Source organism: Actinoplanes xinjiangensis (assembly GCF_003148685.1).
GTDB classification, from domain to species: Bacteria; Actinomycetota; Actinomycetes; order Mycobacteriales; family Micromonosporaceae; genus Actinoplanes; species Actinoplanes xinjiangensis.
In genome coordinates, this window is sequence record NZ_QGGR01000008.1 from 114,168 (window position 1) to 131,457 (window position 17,290).

The following is a 17,290-nucleotide window of genomic DNA, read 5'->3' on the forward strand; positions in this document are numbered from 1 at the left end:
ACCTACTATTTTGTCAGGTACTTACCTTAATCTCAGTATCGGAGCGTACGACGGTGAAGAAGCGCGAGTACAACTGTGGCCTGGACGCCGCCGTCGACGTCGTGGGCGGCAAGTGGAAGGCCCTGATCCTCTGGGCGCTGCACGCCGCACCACGGCGCTTCGGTGATCTGCACCGCAACGTGCAGGGCATCAGCGAGAAGATGCTGATCCAGCAGTTGCGCGAGATGGAGTCCTACGGCCTGGTGCACCGCGAGGTCTACCACCAGGTCCCGCCGAAGGTCGAGTACTCACTGACCGAGTTCGGGGTCTCGCTCAACACGGCTCTGATCCCGCTCGGCGAGTGGGGGGAGCGGCACAGGGCCACGATCGAGGCGATCCCCCGCGACTGACGCACGACCGGGCCGCTTCGGCGACGGCGGGAGGTTCCCCTTACCGAGGGTCGCCCGCATGGTCGCCACACAGTGGTCGCGGGCCGCGTCCACCCGGCTGCGGTCGTAGTGCTGTTCCAGATTCATCTCGGCGTCGGTCGTGCGCAACGGCTTCTGCCATGCCGCCTTCATCTGCTCGCCGACCTCGGCCTTGGCCTCGTTGGCGAGCAGCCGGTAGGCGGCGGCGACCGCGGGCGCCTCGATGTCCAGCAGCGCCTGATGGAACGCGAGCCGTGAATAGATCCGGCTCACCTCCTCGGTGAGCTGCTGACGCGCCTCCACGGTGCCGCTGCGGCGCCGGATCCGGTACGGCATCTCCGCGTAGTCCTCGATGACGCTGAGCGCCTCACCGAACGCCCGGGCCCGGCGTTCCCGCCGCGCCGACCGCTGGTTGAGCCCATACGTCAGCAGCGCGGTGAGCGCCGCACCGACGATCGCGATGACCGGCACGAGCACCGCGGTGGTCTGCACGGCCGTCCATCCCATACTGCGAATACCGCCTCGAACGTCAGATCCGCTGAAGAACGTCGATGATTCTCGCAGCAGCGTCCGGCTCCCATTGATCCGGGCCCGGCCCGAAGATCCGGTTGATGCGGTTCTGGCAGGGCAGCGCGGCGAACGCCGCCGGATCGTCCTGGCTGCTGCGCCGCAGCCACGCGACGGCGTCCCGGTGATCGGCCCCGGCGAGATAGACCCGGTCGGGGACGTTGAACAACAGACATTCGATGAGGTACGACGGAGCGGCGCCGTCGTCGATCAGACGCCGCTGTTCGGCGAGCCGCCGGGCACGTTTGGCCGCCCGGACCACCTGTTTGAAGCGACCGCCGGTGCGCAGGTCCTTGACGTCACCGTTGCGCCGGTGCTGCCGGGGGAAGTTGACGATCGGCCGGCCCTGCTGATCGCGGAAGAAGACGCCCTGCTCGTGATGCGCGGCGCCGGGCACCGGATACCACCGGTACTCGGTGGCGACGAGCACGTCGACCATCTCCCCGAAGAGCGAATCGGGATCGTCGACGTTGAGGCAGCGGCGTCCCATCCGGACGGTGCGCGTCTCCCCCAGCGCGGCGAGCACGTCGTCGCGGAACCGTTCCCAGCCGTACGGCAGCGGCATCGTCAGCATCAGGACCAGGTCGATGTCGGCGGTGTCGTCGAGGTGGGTGTCGTTCACCCGCGACCCCTGACCGAAGATCTCGTAGGCCCCCGGGTCGATCAGCGACGACCGGCGCAGGTCCTCGCGCAGCGCGTCCTCGGCCCAGGACAGCAGGAACTCGCCGGGCGACCGGGACGTGACCCGCGGGCCGTCCCCTGGTAGTCGCATCGAAACCGGACGAGACCGCATGGTCATGGCACAAGTATGCCTCGCCGGCCGGATGGCAGACTTCGGGCATGGCTACGAGTCTGCGGGTTCACCGCGGTGGCGAGGGCGGGCCGCTGCTGCTGTTGCTGCACGGGCTGGGCGCGACCGGCGACGTCTGGGCCGGCTGGTCGCAGCTGCTGGACCACAGCTGGCCGGGCCGCTGGATCGCACCGGACCTGCCGGGCCACGGCGGGTCGCCACCGCTGCCGGAGTACACCTTCGACTCCCTGGCCGAGGCGCTGACCCCGCTCCTGGCACCGGCCGACCGCCCCGTCGTGCTGGGCCATTCGCTCGGCGGGGTGGTCGCGCTGGCCCTGGCCGCCCGCACACCGGTGACCGCGGTGGTCGGGCTGGGCGTCAAGGTCGCCTGGACCGAGCAGGAGCTGGACCGCACGGCAGCGCTGGCGAAGCGTCCGGTGACCTGGTTCGGCTCGCGCGACGAGGCTGTCGACCGGCATCTGCGGGTGTCCGGCCTGGGCGGTCTGGTCACCGCCGACGACCCGGCGGCCACCCGGGGAGTACGCGAGGAGGACGGCCGTTGGCGTCTCGCGCTCGACCCGGGCGCGTTCGGAGTCGGCGCCCCGGACATGGCCGGCCTGCTGGCGCGCGCGAACACCGAGGTGCGCCTGGCCCGCGGTGAGCAGGATCCGATGAACACCGATGACCAGCTGAAACAGTACGGCGTTCCGGTGATCACCCTGCCCGGCCTGGGCCACAACGCCCACGTGCAGAGCCCCGCCGAATGCCTGCCCCTGCTGGGCACGCACCTCACCGGAGACGTTCCATCTCGTTGAGGATCGGCGCGAGCTCGCCCACGATTGCGGCGCGCCGCGGTCACGGCCGTGCGGGCTCGTGATCGGGGCAGGTGACCCGCAGCTCGGCGTCGCCGAAGGGGGCGTCGACGAAGTTGCAGTGGTGCGGGCGCTCGGGGTCGGGGTGGGCGCGGGGCACGAAGAACCGGCAGGTCAGGCACATCTGCGAGACGGGGATGGCCCGGCGGTCCTGTAGTTCGCGCATCAGGGTGGTCATGCCGCGCAGCATCGCGGCGAAGTCGGCGGGGGCGAGCGCCGCCACGGCGTCGCCGAGTCTCTCCGACTGGATGTTGAGGCGGCCGGCCTCGTCGTGGCCGGCCGGGGTGAGACCGAGCAGCATCACCCGTGCGTCGCCGAGGTCGCGGGTGGCCTCCAGTAGTTCCTTCTTGCGCAGTGCCTTCACCGCGTCGGAGACGGTGGGCGGCGTGGACGCCAGTGCCGTGACGATCTCACCCTGGCGGATCGGGCCGGCCCGGCCGTGCAGCAGCAGGATGATGTCGGCCTGGAGCGGGGACAGGTTGTGCGGCCCGGCGTTGCGCCACGCCTCCATCCGCACGGCCTGACCGAGCCGGGCCAGACCGACCAGGAGCTGGCCGGTCGGCGGCATTCCGGGCACTTCGGCCATGCGCGGGGTCCCCTCCTTCGTCAGGTCTTGATCAGGGCATCCCCGTTCATCGTACGTTCCTTGGCACTGGCAAGTAATCGTGGCGCGCCCCGGTCCGGGGCGCGCCACCGCTACGGTGTTGGCAGTGCCAACTACTTCGCGTACGAGGAGACGGCCGGGAAGTCCAGCGTCGTCTGGCCGACGGAGTTGAAGTAGTTGGTGAAGGTGTTGAGCGCGACCGCGGCGACGATCTCGCCGATCTCACCGTCGCCGTAACCGGCCCGGCGCACCGCGGCGAGGTCCTCGTCGGAGACGAACCCCTTGGTGGCGATGATCTGCCTGGCGAAGGTCAGCGCGGCCTCGACCTTGGGGTCGGAGGCGCGGGCGTCGCGGCCGGCGACCAGGTCGTCGTCGGAGACACCGGCCCTGGCGCCGAGCACCGTGTGGGCGGCCAGGCAGTAGTCGCACTCGTTCTGCACGGCGGCGACCAGGGCGATCTGCTCCTGCACCCCGGCCGGCAGCAGCCCCTTGGACAGGGCGCCGGAGAACTGGAGGTAGGCGTCGAGGACGGCGGGCGAGTTGGCCATGGCCCGCATCATGTTGGGCGTGACGCCGAGGGCGCGCTCGACCCGGCCGAGCAGGGTGCGCGCCTGACCCTCGGCGGTGGCGGGGTCGACAGTGGCGATACGAGACATCGGAACTTCCTCACTTGCGGGAACTTATTGGCAGTGCCAACTATATCGGCGGGCGGTGGAGGGTCAAGGGTGTTCCGGGTCTCACGTAGCCGTACCCCAGCCGGACTTTTGGTCTGTCAATGAAGAAGTTTTGTATTGCGTCATCGAAAGATCTGGACGTCTCGATCTAACTGCTCCAGGATGTTCACAACCTTGAATCACACCCGTAACCCGGGAGCGCAGATGAAACGTCTGTCCGTGGTCGTCCTTCTGATGTCCGCCGCCATCACCGCGACGCCGACGCCGGCGTTCGCGGTCGATCCACCACCCCAGGAGCCGGGGGTGACCCTCCGGACCTACGACATCGGGGTGCCGCTCAGCCGGGTCTGCGAACTCAAACCGGGGCAGACGCCCAACGTGGACAAACTGATGCCCACGATCGACTGGTCCACTGACGAGCAGTTCGGGCTCCAGTCCAACTTCGTCACGCACGCGGTCGCCAACCTGACCACCACCACGGCCGGCTCCTACACGTTCCGGCTCGTCAGTGACGACGGCTCGAAACTGTGGATCGGCGACCAGCTGGTCATCGACCACGACGGACTGCACGGCAACGTGCCGAAGGACGGCACCGTCGACCTGGCCGCGGGCCTGCACCCGCTGCGCGTCGAACACTTCGAGCGTGACGGCGGCCAGGAGCTGCGCCTGTCCTGGCGGCCGCCGGGCGCCGACGACTTCACGATTGTGCCGACCAGCGCCCTGAGCACCGACGCGGGCGTGGTCCGGGTGACCGCACCGGGCCGCAAGGAGTGCGTCGCCGGCACCGACACCCCCGGCGACGGGCTGCCGCTGACCGCGGTCAACCCCGGCTACACCCTCACCGACCTGCGCCCGCCGGGCTTCGAACCGCAGGTCACCGGCATCGCCTGGCGGCCGGACCGGAAGATGGTGATCAGCACCTGGGGCGGCACGGACGAGGTCGAGGGCAAGGTCTACCTCGTCGAGAACGTGACCGGGAAGACCGGCCCGGCCAGTGTCAGGTACAAGGAGATCGCCGGCGGGCTCAAGGAACCGATGGGCGTGGCCGTGGTCGACGGCATGGTCTACGTGTCCCAGAAACACGAGCTGACCGAGCTGCGCGACACCAACGGCGACCAGGTGCTCGACACCCGCCGTACGGTCGCGGTCTGGCCGTTCGGCGGCAACTTCCACGAGTTCGCGTTCGGGCTGCTCTACCGCAACGGCAACTTCCACCTCAACCTGTCCGTGTCGATCGACTACGGCGGCGCCACCACCGACCCGCAACCGGTCGGCGGGCGCGGCACGCACATCGTGGTCAACCGTAAGAGCGGCCAGGTGACCACGGTCGCCGGTGGCCTGCGTACCCCGAACGGCATCGGCTGGGGCCCGGACAACTCGATCTACGTCACCGACAACCAGGGCGGCTGGCTGCCCTCGTCGAAACTGATCAAGATCCAGGACAAGGCCTTCTACAACCACTACACCAACCCCGACGGTCCGTTCGACGCCCAGCCGGTGACCCGCCCGGTGCTATGGCTGCCGCAGAACCAGATCGGCAACTCCCCCAGCACGCCGGTGCTGCTCGACGCCGGTCCGTACCGGGGTCAACTCCTGATCGGTGACGTCACCTACGGCGGTCTCCAGCGCGCCGCCCTGGAGACGGTCAACGGCGTCGAGCAGGGCGCGGTCTTCCGGCACACGCAGGGCCTGGAGGCCGGCATCAACCGGGTGTCGGTCGGCCCGGACGGGGCGATCTACGTCGGCGGGCTCGGCGCGGACGGCAACTGGGGCCAGGAGGGCAAGCTGCGGTTCGGCCTGCAGAAGCTCACCCCGAACGGCACCGTCGTCTTCGACATGAAGGCGATGAGGGCCACGCCGGAGGGCTTCAAGATCGAGTACACCGAGCCGCTGTCCGACGCGACGATCGCGAAGCTGCCCACGGCGTACCAGCTGGAGCAGTGGCGGTATGCGGCGACCGCCCAGTACGGCGGCCCGGAGGTCGACACCGAGAAGCTGACGGTGACCGCCGCGAAGGTCTCCGCCGACCGCAGGACGGTCACGCTGACCGTCCCCGGCCTGCGCCGTGACCGTGTCGTGCACCTGCGCTCGCCGCGCCCGTTCGCGAACCGCGACGGCGAGACCCTGTGGAGCACCGAAGCCTGGTACACGATGAACGAGCTACCCGGCAAGAAGGTCCAGCAGGTGTTCTACGAGGCCGAGGAGGGCAACCGGGAGGGCGCCGCCGGTCTGGCCACCGACCACCGCGGCTACTCGGGCATCGGTTTCGCCGCCGGCTTCGGCGGGCTCAACGCCTCCACCACCATGCACGTCACCGTGGACAAGGCCGGCGACTACGCCGTCGGGCTGCGCTACTCCAACGGCCCCAACCCGTTCAGCGGCACCAAGACGGTCAGCCTGCACGTCAACAACCGCAAGATCAGACAGGTGGCGCTGCCGACCACGGTCACCTGGGACGAATGGGCGACCGCCACCGAGACCGTCAGCCTGCGCAAGGGGCTCAACACCATCCAGTACCGCGTCGACGCCCTCGACACCGGCCACGTCAACCTCGACCTGATCAGCGTCCGCGAACCCGGCCGGCGGATCACCCTCTTCAACGGCGCGAACCTCGACAACTGGCAGCACACCGACGGGCGCCGGCCCGAGTGGCCGCTGGTCACCGGCGGCGCGACCGAGGTCTGCTGCGGCGACCTGCGCACCAAGGAGGCGTACGGCGACTACCAACTGCACGTCGAGTTCAAGGTGCCGCTGCTGCCGCCCGACGTGACCGGGCAGAACCGCGGCAACAGCGGCGTCTACCAGCAGGAACGCTACGAGCTGCAGATCCTCGACTCGTTCGGGGACACCACCCTGGACAACAACGAGGCCGGTGCGATCTACACGGTCAAGGCACCGGACGTCAACGCCGCCACCGCGCCGGAGACCTGGCAGACGTACGACATCACGTTCCGCGCCGCCCGCTACGGCAGCGACGGCGCCAAGACCGAGAACGCGCGGATCACGGTCGTCTGGAACGGCCGTACCGTCCACCGGAACCTGGAGATCCCGGCCGGGACCGGCGGCAACATCCCCGAGGGCCCGTCCACCGGCGCGATCCGGCTCCAGGATCACGGCAACAAGGTCCAGTACCGCAACATCTGGATCGAACCGGTGATCTGACAGTTCCGCTGCGCCGACAGCGTCCGCGGCTGGTGGTGCCGGTCTCTCCGGCCGGCACCACCAGCCCGTACCGCGGCCTTGATGATCGTCACCTGCCCGCCTCGTCGGCGAGAACGGCCACCGCGGCGATCAACTGCGGTCCGTCCAGCAGGATGCGGTCGTTGTGGTCGGCGCCGTCCACCACGGCCAGGTGCACCAGGTTGGCGGCGGCGTCGGCCACCGACCGGCTCAGGGTGGGCGGAACCACCTGGTCGGCCGTGCCGTAGACGACCGCCGTCGGGGCCGTGACCCGCGAGATCAGCGACCGCACCGGGAAACGGTCGCGCAACAGCAGACCGACCGGGAGGTACGGGTAGTGGGTCCCACCGGCGGCGGGCAGGTCGGTGAACGGCGAGCGCAGCAGCAGCCCCGCCGGTGGGTGCCGGACCGCCAGGGCGGTGGCCACGGCGGCGCCCAGGCTCTCGCCGTAGTACACGATCGGGTGACCCAGCTCGGCCAGGTGGGCGTGGGCGGCGTCGGCGTCGGCGGCCAGACCCGCCTCCGAGGGGCTGCCCGGGTTGCCGCCGTAACCCCGGTAGTCCAGCAGCAGCACGGTCAGGCCCAGCGACGTCAGGGCGGTCGCCAGCGGCACCCGGCCCGCCCGGTTGCCCGCGTTCCCGGGCAGTACCAGCACGCAGACGCGCCGGTCGGGGGTACCGGCCGGAGGTGTGAACAGCCACGCGCCGACCCGCAGCCCGTCCGCGGCGGTCACGGTGATCTCGCGGGCGCCGGCCGCGGCCGGTGGCGTCGCACGGTCCGGGAAGTAGATCAGTCGGCGCTGTCCGGCCCAGGCGACGAGCAGGATCAGGATCAGAGCGACGAGTACGGCCAGAGCCCAGCGCACCACCACCCGCCTCATCCTGCCAGTGTGCGCCCCGGCCCCGGCGACGGGCCACGGCCCGTCCTCGGCGCAGGACCCCGGCCCCGACGGGCGGGACTTGTCGATCACCGTTACGGTCGTGACATGTCCGGCAGCGCTTTGATCATGTACGAGGCCAGCAACGACGGCGTCACCCTGCGTGCCGCGTTGGCCGGGGAACTCGACCTCGCCGACGCCGACCAGGTGCGCGACAACCTCGCGGCGGCCGCGCAGGCGTCCACCTACCAGTTCCTCCAGATCGACGTCTCCGACGTGACCCTGATCGACTCGTACGCCCTGGGTGCCCTGGTCAGCGTCCGCAACGCCTCCGCCGCGGCGGGGGTCGTGGTGACCCTGGTCAACCCTTCTCCCCCGGTGCTCAAGGCGATCCAGGTCACCGGCCTGGCCGAGGTGTTCGGCCTGGATTAACCGGGTGCGGGCCGGCGCGGCGGCACGTTACGGTGCCCCGGTGCGTACCAGTGCGGAGATCTATCACCGGGTGCGCTGGGACCCCCGCCTCGACCCGGCCCGGTTCGTGTTCGGCATCGACCGTCACCGGGCCGAGGCGGAGCTGGTGCCGCTGCCCGCGTTCGTTCCCGGCGGTGACATTCCGTGGCACCGGGTGCTGTTCATCGAGGCCGACGGCGAACGGGTGTGGGACCGTGCCACCGGTGTGGACCGCCTCGACACGTCGACGGCCGGCCGGGTCCGTGCCCCGCGCCTGCTGGGCGCCCCGTTCTTCACCGCCCGGACCCCGCACGCCTGGCACGACGTGGACGGCTGGGTCCCGGCGGTTCCGCAGCCGGCCGAACCGCCGGTCACCATCCTGCGGGTGCTCACCTGGAACACCCTGTGGGACCGCTACGACGCCGACCTGATCCACACCGCCCGGCGGCGGCCGTTGCTGCTCGCCGAGCTGGAACACGCCGACGCCGACGTGATCGCCCTCCAGGAGGTCGAACGTGACCTGCTGAACCGGCTGCTCACGGCGGCCTGGGTGCGCGAGCGTTACACCCTGTGCACCGATCCGGCCGGGACGGACGTCGACGACAGCGGTGTGCTGCTGCTCAGCCGGGTTCCGGTGCTGGAGTCGGCGCGGCACGTGCTGGGGCCGTACAAGCAGGTCACCGCGATCACCGTGGCCGGGCCGGTGGTGGTCGCCGCCGTCCATCTCACCAGCGATCACACCGCCGACGGCCCGCACCGGCGCACCACCGAACTCGCGGCACTGACCGGCGGCCTGGCCGGGCTGGACGTGCCGGTCGTGGTGGCCGGTGACGTCAACGACGGCGGCGACACCCCGGCCCGGCGGCTGGGGCTGCGTGACGCGTGGACCGAGGCGCACGGGCGCGAGGACCGGACCGCCACGTTCGATCCGGCCCGCAATCCGCTCGCGGCGATCGGCTCGCCGACCGGCCGGGCGTCCCGCCTGGACCGGGTGCTGCTGCGCGGGGTGGACCTGACGGTGCGTGCCGCGCGGCTGGCCGGTGACGTGCCGCGCGACGGGCTGTTGGCCTCCGATCACTTCGGGGTGCTCGTCGACCTGGCGGTCGGTGCGGCCCCGGCGGCGACCGGCGCGCAACCGACGGCCCGGACGGCGGTCGCGTGGCTGCCGCCGCGGCGTCTGTGGCCGCCGGTCCAGGACGTCCGCCGGGTGCTGGATCCCCGGTTCGAGAGATGGCCGCCGCACGTCAGCGTGCTGTTCGGCTTCCTGCCGGAAGCCGAGTTCGAGGATGCCGCGCCACACCTGGCAGCCGCGGCCGCCGAGGTCTCCCCGTTCGAGGCGACCCTTGCCGGGGTACGCACGTTCGCGCACCAGGACGACACCACCGTCTGGCTCGACCCGGCCGCCGCGGATCCGGCACCGTGGGCAGGCCTGCACGCGGCGTTGCGACGCCGGTTCCCGCAGTGCCGCGACCGCGCCGAGGGCTGGACGCCCCACCTGACGCTCGGCCGGACCACCGGACCCGTCACCACCCGGCTGCCACCGGCGACGGCCCGGGTGGACCGGCTGGTGCTGCTGTCACGCCGCGCCGACGAACCGATGCACCCCCGCGCGGAAGTGTTGCTGGGCACCGGTGAACTGCGCTGGCTGCCCGATCCGTCCCCGGCGGACACTGCCGCAGCGCCCGGTCCGGCCACCGCGGCCGGATCGCCCGACCCGGCCACCGGGGTGCTCGGGATTCTGCGGGCGGCCCTGCCGGAGGGGATCGTGCATCTCGCCGGGTCGCGGCGGATCGGCTGCGATCTGCCCGGTGCCGACCTCGACCTGGTGGCGGTGTTCCCGGGTGAGCCGGACCTCGACGACCTGCGCCGGCGGGTCACCGGCGCGGTCGGTGCGGGGTGGTCGGTGCGACCCGTGGGCGGCGCCCGCGTGCCGGGCCTGCGCTTGCACGGTGACGGTCTGGCCGTGGATCTGGTCACCGTCGGCTCCGGCGGGCTGCCGGTGGACGAAGCCGTGGCCCGGCGCGCGGAACTCGGCGAACCGTCAGCCGTCGCGTTGAGTGCGGTGTCCGATGCCGAAGCCGTCCTCGCCGCGACCGCCGATGTTCCCGGGTTCGCCGGGCTGGCCCGTGCGGTGAAGGCGTGGGCACGGGCGCGGGGACTGGACTCGGCGCCGTTCGGCGGGCTCCCCGGGATGGCGTGGACGGTGCTGGCCGCCCGGACCGCCCGGGACGCCGCCGGCCTGCCCCCGGCCGAGCTGCTGCGGCATTTCTTCGGCACGTGGGCGGCGTGGGACTGGACCGGGCCGGTCACCCTCACCGGCGCCGCCACGGCGCTGACGGAGGCGTACCCGATGGCGGTCCTGACCCCTTCCTCGCCGGTCCGGACCTGTACCGGGCAGGTCGATGCGGGGTTCGCCGATCTGGTCACTCAGGAGCTGTACCAGTCGTGGGAGGGCCGGCCGGCGATGCCGCCGCACCGCCGGCACCGGGCCTGGGCGGTGCTGACCGTCGAGCCGGTGGCCGGGGAGCCGTTCGAGGAGACCGTCGGCCGGTTCCGCGGCCGGGTACGGGCCCTGCTGACCGTCCTCGACGAGGCCGGCGTCACCGACGCGCACGCGTGGCCGCGCCCGTTCACCACCGGCCCGGCGATCCGTGAGTACGCCGTCGGTCTCGGCCGCCGCCCACCCGGCGCCACCACCCTGGCCACCCTGCTGTCCGCCTGGCTCGCCACCCTGCCCGGCGTCCACGCCGACCACGTTCCCGGCGCGGCGGTGCCGACCCTGCACTGACCGGGTGCCGCCGATGACGTCTCCGGACCGCCGGGCGGTCGTCATCAGCGGTCGAACGGGATGGTCTGCAGACCGGAGCGGCCGCTCTCGTCCGGCGGGACCAGGCCGTCGTCGCCGACGCGCAGGTCGCCGTCCGGGCCGCGGAGGTTGATCTGGCCGGAGTCGCCGGCCGGGACGACCTCCCACGTCTGGGTGGGGTCGCCGTCGCGGCACGGTTGCAGGGCCAGCGGCACGCCGGAGGTGTCGGTCACGCACCACCCCGGCCGGGCCACCGGCACGATGATCACCCGGTCGCGGGCGGTGACCGGGGCCGGGACCAGCGACATTCCGGTGGAGGCGTCCCGGGCCGCTCCGGTGAAGTCGACGACGTCGCCGGGGCCCACGGCCATCCACCGGTCGACGGCGTCGTCGGCCACGTCGATCAGGACGCCGGTGTCCAGGTCGACGCCGAGCTCACGCAGCCGGGAGACGTCGGACGTCACGGTCCGGGTGCGCGACGGGGCGGCGGACGGCCGCGGCACCGATGCCGACGGGGTCGGTGACGCGGCCGGTGGCAGCGGCGGGCCGGATTCCCCACCTCGGGTGAAGGCGGTGCCGAGGCCCGCGGCGGTGATCAGGACGGCGGCGAACGCGGCGCCGGCGGCCCGGTTGCGGCGGCGGCGGTCACCGCGGCGGCGGATCTCCGCGGCGGGTGCGAGGCCCGCGGTGTGCTGAAGGAGTTCGGCGTACGAGTCCAGGCCCTGCTGGAGGCGATCGTCAGACATCGCGGTGCTCCCGGCCCGTTTCGAGGGCGTCACTGTCGGAGAGGTGGGCGGCCAGTGCCCGGCGGCCGCGGGCCAGCCAGGTGGTGACCGTACCGGCCGGGATGCCGGTCTCCTGGTGGATCTCGGCCACGCTCAGCCCGGCGATGTGGTGCAGGACGATCACCCGGCGCTGGTCGGCGGGGATCCGGCGCAGCGCCGCGACGATCGCCACATGATCCGGGTTGAGGGGCTCGGCATTGTGGTCGAGGGTGTCGCGGCGGTGGGCCTGGAGCCGGTTGACGGCCTTGCGCCAGGTGCTGACGGCCTGGCGGTAGGCGACCTGGCGTACCCAGGCCTCCGGGTTCTCGTAGGTGCTGATCTTCGGCCATCGGTTCCAGGCGCGCAGGTACGCCTCGGAGACGGCGTCCTCGGCCTCGGCCCGGCTGCCGACCATCATGGCGATCTGGGCGAGGACACGACGGGAGGACATCGCGTAGAAGGTGTCGAAGTCCTCCGTGTCGCGCAAGGGTGGCTCCGGCTCAGTCGGCGTACAGGATGGTCTGGAGTCCGGTGCGGCCCCGACCACCGGTGGTGATCTTGCCATTGTCGACGCGGATCACACCGTACATCCCGTGCAGTTCGAATTGCCCGGAATCACCGGCCGGGACGATCGTGAAGATCTGCTGCCTGCGGCCGGCCCGGCAGTTCTCCAGCTTCAGCGGGGCGCCGCGGGTGTCGGCGACGCAGTAGCCGGGGCCGAGGTCCTCGTTGTAGAACGGCGGCTTGATGAGCACGCTGTTCCGGGCCGCGACCGGGGCCGGGGCCAGGAACATCATCGTGCCGTCGGTGCGTGCCGTTCCGGTGAAGTCGACACCGCTCGCGCTGACGTCGAGCCACCGGTCGGCACCGTCGTCGGCGACGTCGATCAGGACGCTCTTCTGTACGTCGATGCCGAGCCTTTTGAGCCGGCTCAGATCCGAGACCGGCGCCTTGGTGGCGGCCGGTTTCGCGCCCTTGGCCGTGGTCGTCGTCGCAGGCGGCGTGGTGGCCGCAGGCTTCGTGGTGGGCGCAGCGGTGGCGGCGGCCGGCCGCATGGGTGCCGGGTTGCTGCCGGCGCAGCCCGCGAGGGTGGCGGCGCTCAGAACCGCGACGGCTCCGAAGACGAGGGAACGCATAGGGGTACTCCTTGTGAACGTGGGGCGTGTCCGGAAATCGCCATGGACACGTCCCACCCGCACACCTGATTTCACGATCCGGATAACGAAACGGTCACTGAAGCGGAGGCCGCGCGTGGGCACGTCCGGCACGGCGATCCGCGGGAACGACCTCCCGGCCCGTTGAACCGGAGGCCGGGGCGCAACCGTAGAACCGGAAAGAAGCTCAGGTGTGCGGAAGGACGGTCCCGATCGTGGCGCCGGTGTACTCGAACAATCCGGCAACACTGGAGCGGCGGAGCGGGATCCCACGGCACCGTGCCGCCGGCCTCCAGTCCCCCGGCGGCGACGAGGCGCAGCCGTGGCCGGGAGCCCGGCCGAACATGTACGACACCGACTGGTCACCGCGCCGCCGCCGCCGCAAGGGCCGCCGCCGGGCCCGGGGGCCGGGTCGCACCGTGTCGGTCCTGATGGCGATGAGCGCGGTCACCGCCGCCGCCGTGGCCGGGGTCGCCGGTGTCGACCTCACCCGCCAGTCGGCCACCACGCCCGTCACCGTCGACGCCGCACTGCCGCCGAGAGCCAGCGCTCCGGCGCCCGCCACGCGGGGCAGGGTGCGCGTCGCGCCGGTGCCCTCCGCGTCGGCCACGGCACGCTCCGCCGCGCCGAAGGTGGCCCGGCCCCCACGACCGGTGGCCGGGCTCGACCAGACGCAGATGAACAACGCCGCGGTGATCGTGCAGGTGGCGCAGAAGCTGGGCCTGCCCCGCCGGGCGATGCTGGTGGCCGTGATGACCGGGATGCAGGAGTCCAGCCTGCGCAACCTGGCCAACACGACCGTCCCGGCGTCACTCGACCGGCCCAACGAGGGCGACGGTGCCGACTTCGACTCCCTCGGCGTCTTCCAGCAGCGCCCGAGTCAGGGCTGGGGCACCGTGACGCAGCTGATGAATCCGCGTTACGCCGCGAACGCCTTCTACGAGCGGCTGGTCGAGGTCGCCGACTGGGAGTCCCGCAGCCTCGGTGACGCGGCACAGGCCGTACAGCGGTCGGCCGTGCCGGACGCCTACGCCAAACACGAGGACCTCGCCGTCACGGTCGTCGACGCCCTGTTGTGACCGGTGGCCGTACCGGCCGCGTCGTGGTGGTGGCCCGGAACGAGTACCGGTGCCGCCGGGACCCGCCCGAAGGGGCCCCGGACTTTGATGATTGCCGACGACCGGCAGCGAACCCGGCTCTTCTATGCCAGCCGCGGCCCTGCCGGAGGCGGTCCGCGACGGCGACCATGGAAACACAACGTGACGGCCACCAGGGCGAAGCTCATTCAGCTTCGGCCCTTTCTTGTTTCTCGAGAAGGAAGCGCATCCCACCATGAGCACCGACATCCACAGCAGCGGCACCGACCAGCGATGGCTCACCACACAGCGCGCCACCCTGGAGATCCTGCCGCACGCGCGGTTCTGCATGCCCTGTCAGAGCAGCCACAAGAGCTGACGGGTCCGCATCCGCCCGGGCCTGGAGCGGTCCGCCGACGGCCCGGTTCCACCATCCCGCGAGAGAAGGGACAGGCATGTGACCACCACCGTGCATGACTCGATCGAGGCCGGTGCCGTCGTCTCCCTACCGCTGCTGCGCGACATGCTGGAAGAACGGTTCGCCATCCATACCCGTCAACTGACCGAACTGGTCGTGTGCGGGGTGTTGCCCCACCATGGCGGTCATGATCCGCGCACACTGGCTGCCCTGACGGAGACGTCGCGGCAGGCGGTCGCCGATACCGCCCATGCGTTGCAGCGCATGTCGCAAGGAACCTATGGCCTCTGTCTGGGCTGTCACCGGGCCATTCCGTGGGGGCGGTTGCGTGAGTTGCCGGAGGCGGAGTTCTGCGTCCCCTGCGACCGCGCCCGACCGCTGCCCTGAGAGCACGCCCGGGCACCCCGGCACCGCCCGCCGCGGCGACAGTTCGGCACCTACGTCACTGAGGAGGATCCCCGATGAACGCTCCCGTGGTCGTCGGCTTCGACGGATCGGCAACCGCCCGCTCCGCCGTCCACTACGGCGCCCGCGAGGCGAAGCGCCGCGGCTGTGCTCTACAGATCACGCATGCGCTCGGCCTGCCGGTGATCCTGCCGCCGTTTCACGCACCCTACGATCTACACGACCAGGGGCCACGCGCGGCGATGCTGGACCTGCTGGCAAAGGCGGCGCACGAGGTCCAACAGGAGCACGCCGACCTGTCGGTGACGACTCACCTGCTCGACGGGGCGGCGAGCGCGATCCTGCTCGGCGCCTCCCGCTCCGCTCAGCTGCTCGTCGTCGGGCATCGCGGCGCAGGCGGGTTCGCCGGGCTCCTGGCCGGATCGGTCTCCACCCAGGTCGCGGGTCACGCCCACTGCCCGGTCCTCATCGTGCGCGGCGACGACCACCTGTCCGACGACGGGCCGATCGTGGTCGGCACCGATGGCTCCGCGGGGTCCCGCGCCGCCGCGGAGGCCGCGTTCACGCAAGCCCGGCTCCGCGCCGCCGAGTTGATCCTCGCCTACCACTCGGCACGCCGTAGTTCCGCCGGTGCGATCGCCACCAGCACCCTGCCGTTCTGGACCACCGTCGGTGATTCTGCGGCGGGCACGCACGGCATCAGCGCGCGATACCCGACTGTCGAATACCGTACCGAGGTCGTCTCGGGTGAGTCACCCGCCGCGGCGCTGATGGCCTTCAGCGGGCGCATCACGGCCGATCTCCTGGTCGTCGGCTCCCGCGGCCTGGGCGGCTTCAGCGGACTGGTGATGGGCTCGACGTCCCGGAGCCTGATCGAACACGCGCCCTGCCCTGTGATGGTGGTCCCGTCACCGGGCCACGATCGGCGAGGATGAACCATCCGGTGGGGCGAACGGGAGAGCACACGTGAACGACGACGGCGCACGCCGACCACCGCGGCCGGCGAGAGGCGGCGGGCGACGGACGACGGGCGACGGCGACGGGCAGTGGCTCGCCGACGTCGCCGCCGGCGCGGCCCGGGACGCGGGCAACGTGCCGGTGGCGCTGCTCGGCGACTATCTGCCGCTGCTGGCCGACGCCGCCATCGCCGGCCGCAAACCTGAGCGCGCCGAACTCGACGCCGTCGAGGCACTCGGTCGCAGAGCGGCGGAACAGGGCATCTCAGCCGGCCGGGTGGTGCAGCTCTACCTGTCCGCCGCCCGCCGACTGTGGCAGGACCTGCCGGAGGTGGTGCGCAGCCGCGACCGTGAGGCGGTCCGCGCCGCCGCGGCCGCGGTGTTGCAGGTGGTCGACGACGCGGTCGCCACCCTGGCCGAGGGCTACGCCGTCGCCCGCCGCGACCTGGTCCGCCGCGAAGAGACGCTACGCCGCGAACTCATCGACGACCTGCTGCGCGGCGACTCCGATCTCGGTGCCCTGGTCGGCCGTGCGGAGCCGTTCGGTCTCGACCTCGCCCGCGTGCACCAGGTCGCGCTGGCCGCGCCGAGCCGGCGGCTGCCCGACACCGATGCCGCGATCACCGCCCTGGAGGCGGTCATCTTCGACCGGCTCGGCGACCGCGACGTGCTCGTCGCCACCAAGGACGGACTGCTGGTCGTCCTGGCCCCCGCCGACGCGACCGCCCCCGACGGCACACCGGGCCGTCACGACACCCCCGACGACCTCGGCCGGCTGATGCACGATCAGCTCCGGCGCCTACCGCGTGGGCGGCCCTGGCGCATCGCCGTCGGCCGGCCGCACCCGGGCCTGTACGGCATCGCCCGCTCGTACGAGGAAGCCCGCGAAGCGCTGACCATGGCGAGCCGGCTGCGCGTGTCCACGCCGGTCGTCAACGCTCGCGACCTGCTCATCTACCGCGTCCTGCTCCGCGACCAGCCCGCCATCGTCGAACTCGTGCACGCCGTGCTTCACCCGCTGACCCAGGCACGCGGTGGTGCCGAACCGCTCCTTGCCACCCTCCAGGCCTACTTCGACACCGGCGGCGTCGCCACCGAGACCGCGAAACGCATCCCCGTCTCCGTACGAGCCGTCACCTACCGGCTCGCACGCATCCGCGTCCTCACCGGTTACGATCCGGCCGACCCGGCTCACCGGTTCACCCTGCAAGCAGCCGTACTCGGCGCCCGCGCCCTCGACTGGCCCGAACAGCCGCTGCCCGCAGCAGGCTGACCGGTACCACGACTTCG

Annotated in this window: 18 protein-coding genes; 10 read left to right on the plus strand and 8 right to left on the minus strand. The window is 71.7% G+C overall.

Annotated features, from left to right (window positions below; translation table 11 throughout):
• Positions 1–53 precede the first annotated feature (53 nt).
• Positions 54–389, plus strand: coding sequence for a winged helix-turn-helix transcriptional regulator (locus BC793_RS19430; RefSeq protein WP_109594207.1), 336 nt, complete (start codon positions 54–56; stop codon positions 387–389).
• On the opposite strand, the gene BC793_RS19435 is transcribed toward BC793_RS19430, so the two are convergent.
• Positions 288–899, minus strand: a complete 612-nt coding sequence (locus BC793_RS19435) for a hypothetical protein (RefSeq protein WP_203896296.1) — start codon at positions 897–899, stop codon at positions 288–290. The genes BC793_RS19430 and BC793_RS19435 overlap by 102 nt on opposite strands.
• A 37-nt stretch (positions 900–936) precedes the next feature.
• Positions 937–1,773: a nucleotidyltransferase-like protein gene (locus tag BC793_RS19440; protein WP_146246348.1), complete on the minus strand. Its 837-nt coding sequence runs from the start codon at positions 1,771–1,773 to the stop codon at positions 937–939.
• A gap of 41 nt (positions 1,774–1,814) precedes the next feature.
• Here BC793_RS19440 and BC793_RS19445 point away from each other — a divergent pair, with 41 nt between their 5' ends.
• Positions 1,815–2,579 (plus strand): alpha/beta fold hydrolase, encoded by a 765-nt coding sequence (locus BC793_RS19445; RefSeq protein WP_109594210.1) that lies wholly within the window; start codon positions 1,815–1,817, stop codon positions 2,577–2,579.
• A gap of 40 nt (positions 2,580–2,619) precedes the next feature.
• On the opposite strand, the gene BC793_RS19450 is transcribed toward BC793_RS19445, so the two are convergent.
• Both BC793_RS19450 and BC793_RS19455 read right to left on the minus strand, forming a co-directional pair.
• Positions 2,620–3,222 (minus strand): MarR family winged helix-turn-helix transcriptional regulator, encoded by a 603-nt coding sequence (locus BC793_RS19450; protein ID WP_109594212.1) that lies wholly within the window; start codon positions 3,220–3,222, stop codon positions 2,620–2,622.
• A 131-nt stretch (positions 3,223–3,353) separates the two neighbouring features.
• Positions 3,354–3,896: a carboxymuconolactone decarboxylase family protein gene (locus BC793_RS19455; RefSeq protein WP_109594214.1), complete on the minus strand. Its 543-nt coding sequence runs from the start codon at positions 3,894–3,896 to the stop codon at positions 3,354–3,356.
• A gap of 222 nt (positions 3,897–4,118) precedes the next feature.
• On the opposite strand from BC793_RS19455, the gene BC793_RS19460 reads away from it, so the two are divergent.
• A complete protein-coding gene (locus BC793_RS19460) occupies positions 4,119–7,076 on the plus strand; it encodes a 3-keto-alpha-glucoside-1,2-lyase-like domain-containing protein (protein ID WP_109594216.1) in 2,958 nt (985 codons plus the stop codon).
• A gap of 88 nt (positions 7,077–7,164) precedes the next feature.
• Here BC793_RS19460 and BC793_RS19465 read toward each other — a convergent pair whose 3' ends face one another.
• Entirely contained in the window at positions 7,165–7,974 is an 810-nt protein-coding gene (locus BC793_RS19465; protein ID WP_109594218.1) for an alpha/beta hydrolase, read from the minus strand.
• A 105-nt stretch (positions 7,975–8,079) separates the two neighbouring features.
• On the opposite strand from BC793_RS19465, the gene BC793_RS19470 reads away from it, so the two are divergent.
• Complete coding sequence (locus BC793_RS19470; protein WP_109594220.1) at positions 8,080–8,403, plus strand: STAS domain-containing protein; 324 nt, start codon at positions 8,080–8,082, stop codon at positions 8,401–8,403.
• A gap of 40 nt (positions 8,404–8,443) precedes the next feature.
• The gene (locus BC793_RS19475) at positions 8,444–11,209 is read left to right on the plus strand and encodes a poly(A) polymerase (protein ID WP_109594637.1); all 2,766 of its coding nucleotides are present in this window, start codon (positions 8,444–8,446) and stop codon (positions 11,207–11,209) included.
• A gap of 44 nt (positions 11,210–11,253) precedes the next feature.
• Here BC793_RS19475 and BC793_RS19480 read toward each other — a convergent pair whose 3' ends face one another.
• From BC793_RS19480 to BC793_RS19490, 3 genes are read right to left on the minus strand one after another with little or no spacing between them, the layout of a single operon-like run.
• Complete coding sequence (locus BC793_RS19480; protein WP_109594221.1) at positions 11,254–11,973, minus strand: hypothetical protein; 720 nt, start codon at positions 11,971–11,973, stop codon at positions 11,254–11,256.
• Positions 11,966–12,478: an RNA polymerase sigma factor gene (locus tag BC793_RS19485; protein WP_109594223.1), complete on the minus strand. Its 513-nt coding sequence runs from the start codon at positions 12,476–12,478 to the stop codon at positions 11,966–11,968. Before BC793_RS19485 ends, BC793_RS19480 begins: the two co-directional genes overlap by 8 nt.
• 13 nt (positions 12,479–12,491) lie before the next feature.
• Entirely contained in the window at positions 12,492–13,127 is a 636-nt protein-coding gene (locus BC793_RS19490) for a hypothetical protein (protein ID WP_109594225.1), read from the minus strand.
• Positions 13,128–13,336: 209 nt separating this feature from the next.
• On the opposite strand from BC793_RS19490, the gene BC793_RS19495 reads away from it, so the two are divergent.
• The 5 genes from BC793_RS19495 to BC793_RS19510 all read left to right on the plus strand — a co-directional run bounded on the left by BC793_RS19495 (position 13,337) and on the right by BC793_RS19510 (position 17,273).
• Entirely contained in the window at positions 13,337–14,224 is an 888-nt protein-coding gene (locus BC793_RS19495; protein WP_146246349.1) for a hypothetical protein, read from the plus strand.
• A gap of 253 nt (positions 14,225–14,477) precedes the next feature.
• Positions 14,478–14,600, plus strand: coding sequence for a hypothetical protein (locus BC793_RS52335; protein ID WP_275416209.1), 123 nt, complete (start codon positions 14,478–14,480; stop codon positions 14,598–14,600).
• Positions 14,601–14,678: 78 nt separating this feature from the next.
• Entirely contained in the window at positions 14,679–15,026 is a 348-nt protein-coding gene (locus BC793_RS19500; RefSeq protein ID WP_239170166.1) for a TraR/DksA family transcriptional regulator, read from the plus strand.
• A gap of 74 nt (positions 15,027–15,100) precedes the next feature.
• The gene (locus BC793_RS19505; protein ID WP_109594229.1) at positions 15,101–15,979 is read left to right on the plus strand and encodes a universal stress protein; all 879 of its coding nucleotides are present in this window, start codon (positions 15,101–15,103) and stop codon (positions 15,977–15,979) included.
• 31 nt (positions 15,980–16,010) lie between these two features.
• On the plus strand, positions 16,011–17,273 hold the full coding sequence (locus tag BC793_RS19510) for a PucR family transcriptional regulator (RefSeq protein WP_109594231.1): 1,263 nt from the start codon (positions 16,011–16,013) through the stop codon (positions 17,271–17,273).
• The last annotated feature ends 17 nt before the right edge of the window (positions 17,274–17,290 follow it).

Excerpts from the sequence above, each read along its gene's own strand:
- BC793_RS19440 (WP_146246348.1), bottom strand. The coding sequence starts at position 1,773 with ATGACCATGCGGTCTCGTCCGGTTTCGATGCGACTACCAGGGGACGGC.
- BC793_RS19445 (WP_109594210.1), top strand. The coding sequence starts at position 1,815 with ATGGCTACGAGTCTGCGGGTTCACCGCGGTGGCGAGGGCGGGCCGCTG.
- BC793_RS19450 (WP_109594212.1), bottom strand. The coding sequence starts at position 3,222 with ATGGCCGAAGTGCCCGGAATGCCGCCGACCGGCCAGCTCCTGGTCGGT.
- BC793_RS19455 (WP_109594214.1), bottom strand. The coding sequence starts at position 3,896 with ATGTCTCGTATCGCCACTGTCGACCCCGCCACCGCCGAGGGTCAGGCG.
- BC793_RS19460 (WP_109594216.1), top strand. The coding sequence starts at position 4,119 with ATGAAACGTCTGTCCGTGGTCGTCCTTCTGATGTCCGCCGCCATCACC.
- BC793_RS19465 (WP_109594218.1), bottom strand. The coding sequence starts at position 7,974 with ATGAGGCGGGTGGTGGTGCGCTGGGCTCTGGCCGTACTCGTCGCTCTG.
- BC793_RS19470 (WP_109594220.1), top strand. The coding sequence starts at position 8,080 with ATGTCCGGCAGCGCTTTGATCATGTACGAGGCCAGCAACGACGGCGTC.
- BC793_RS19480 (WP_109594221.1), bottom strand. The coding sequence starts at position 11,973 with ATGTCTGACGATCGCCTCCAGCAGGGCCTGGACTCGTACGCCGAACTC.
- BC793_RS19490 (WP_109594225.1), bottom strand. The coding sequence starts at position 13,127 with ATGCGTTCCCTCGTCTTCGGAGCCGTCGCGGTTCTGAGCGCCGCCACC.
- BC793_RS52335 (WP_275416209.1), top strand. The coding sequence starts at position 14,478 with ATGAGCACCGACATCCACAGCAGCGGCACCGACCAGCGATGGCTCACC.
- BC793_RS19505 (WP_109594229.1), top strand. The coding sequence starts at position 15,101 with ATGAACGCTCCCGTGGTCGTCGGCTTCGACGGATCGGCAACCGCCCGC.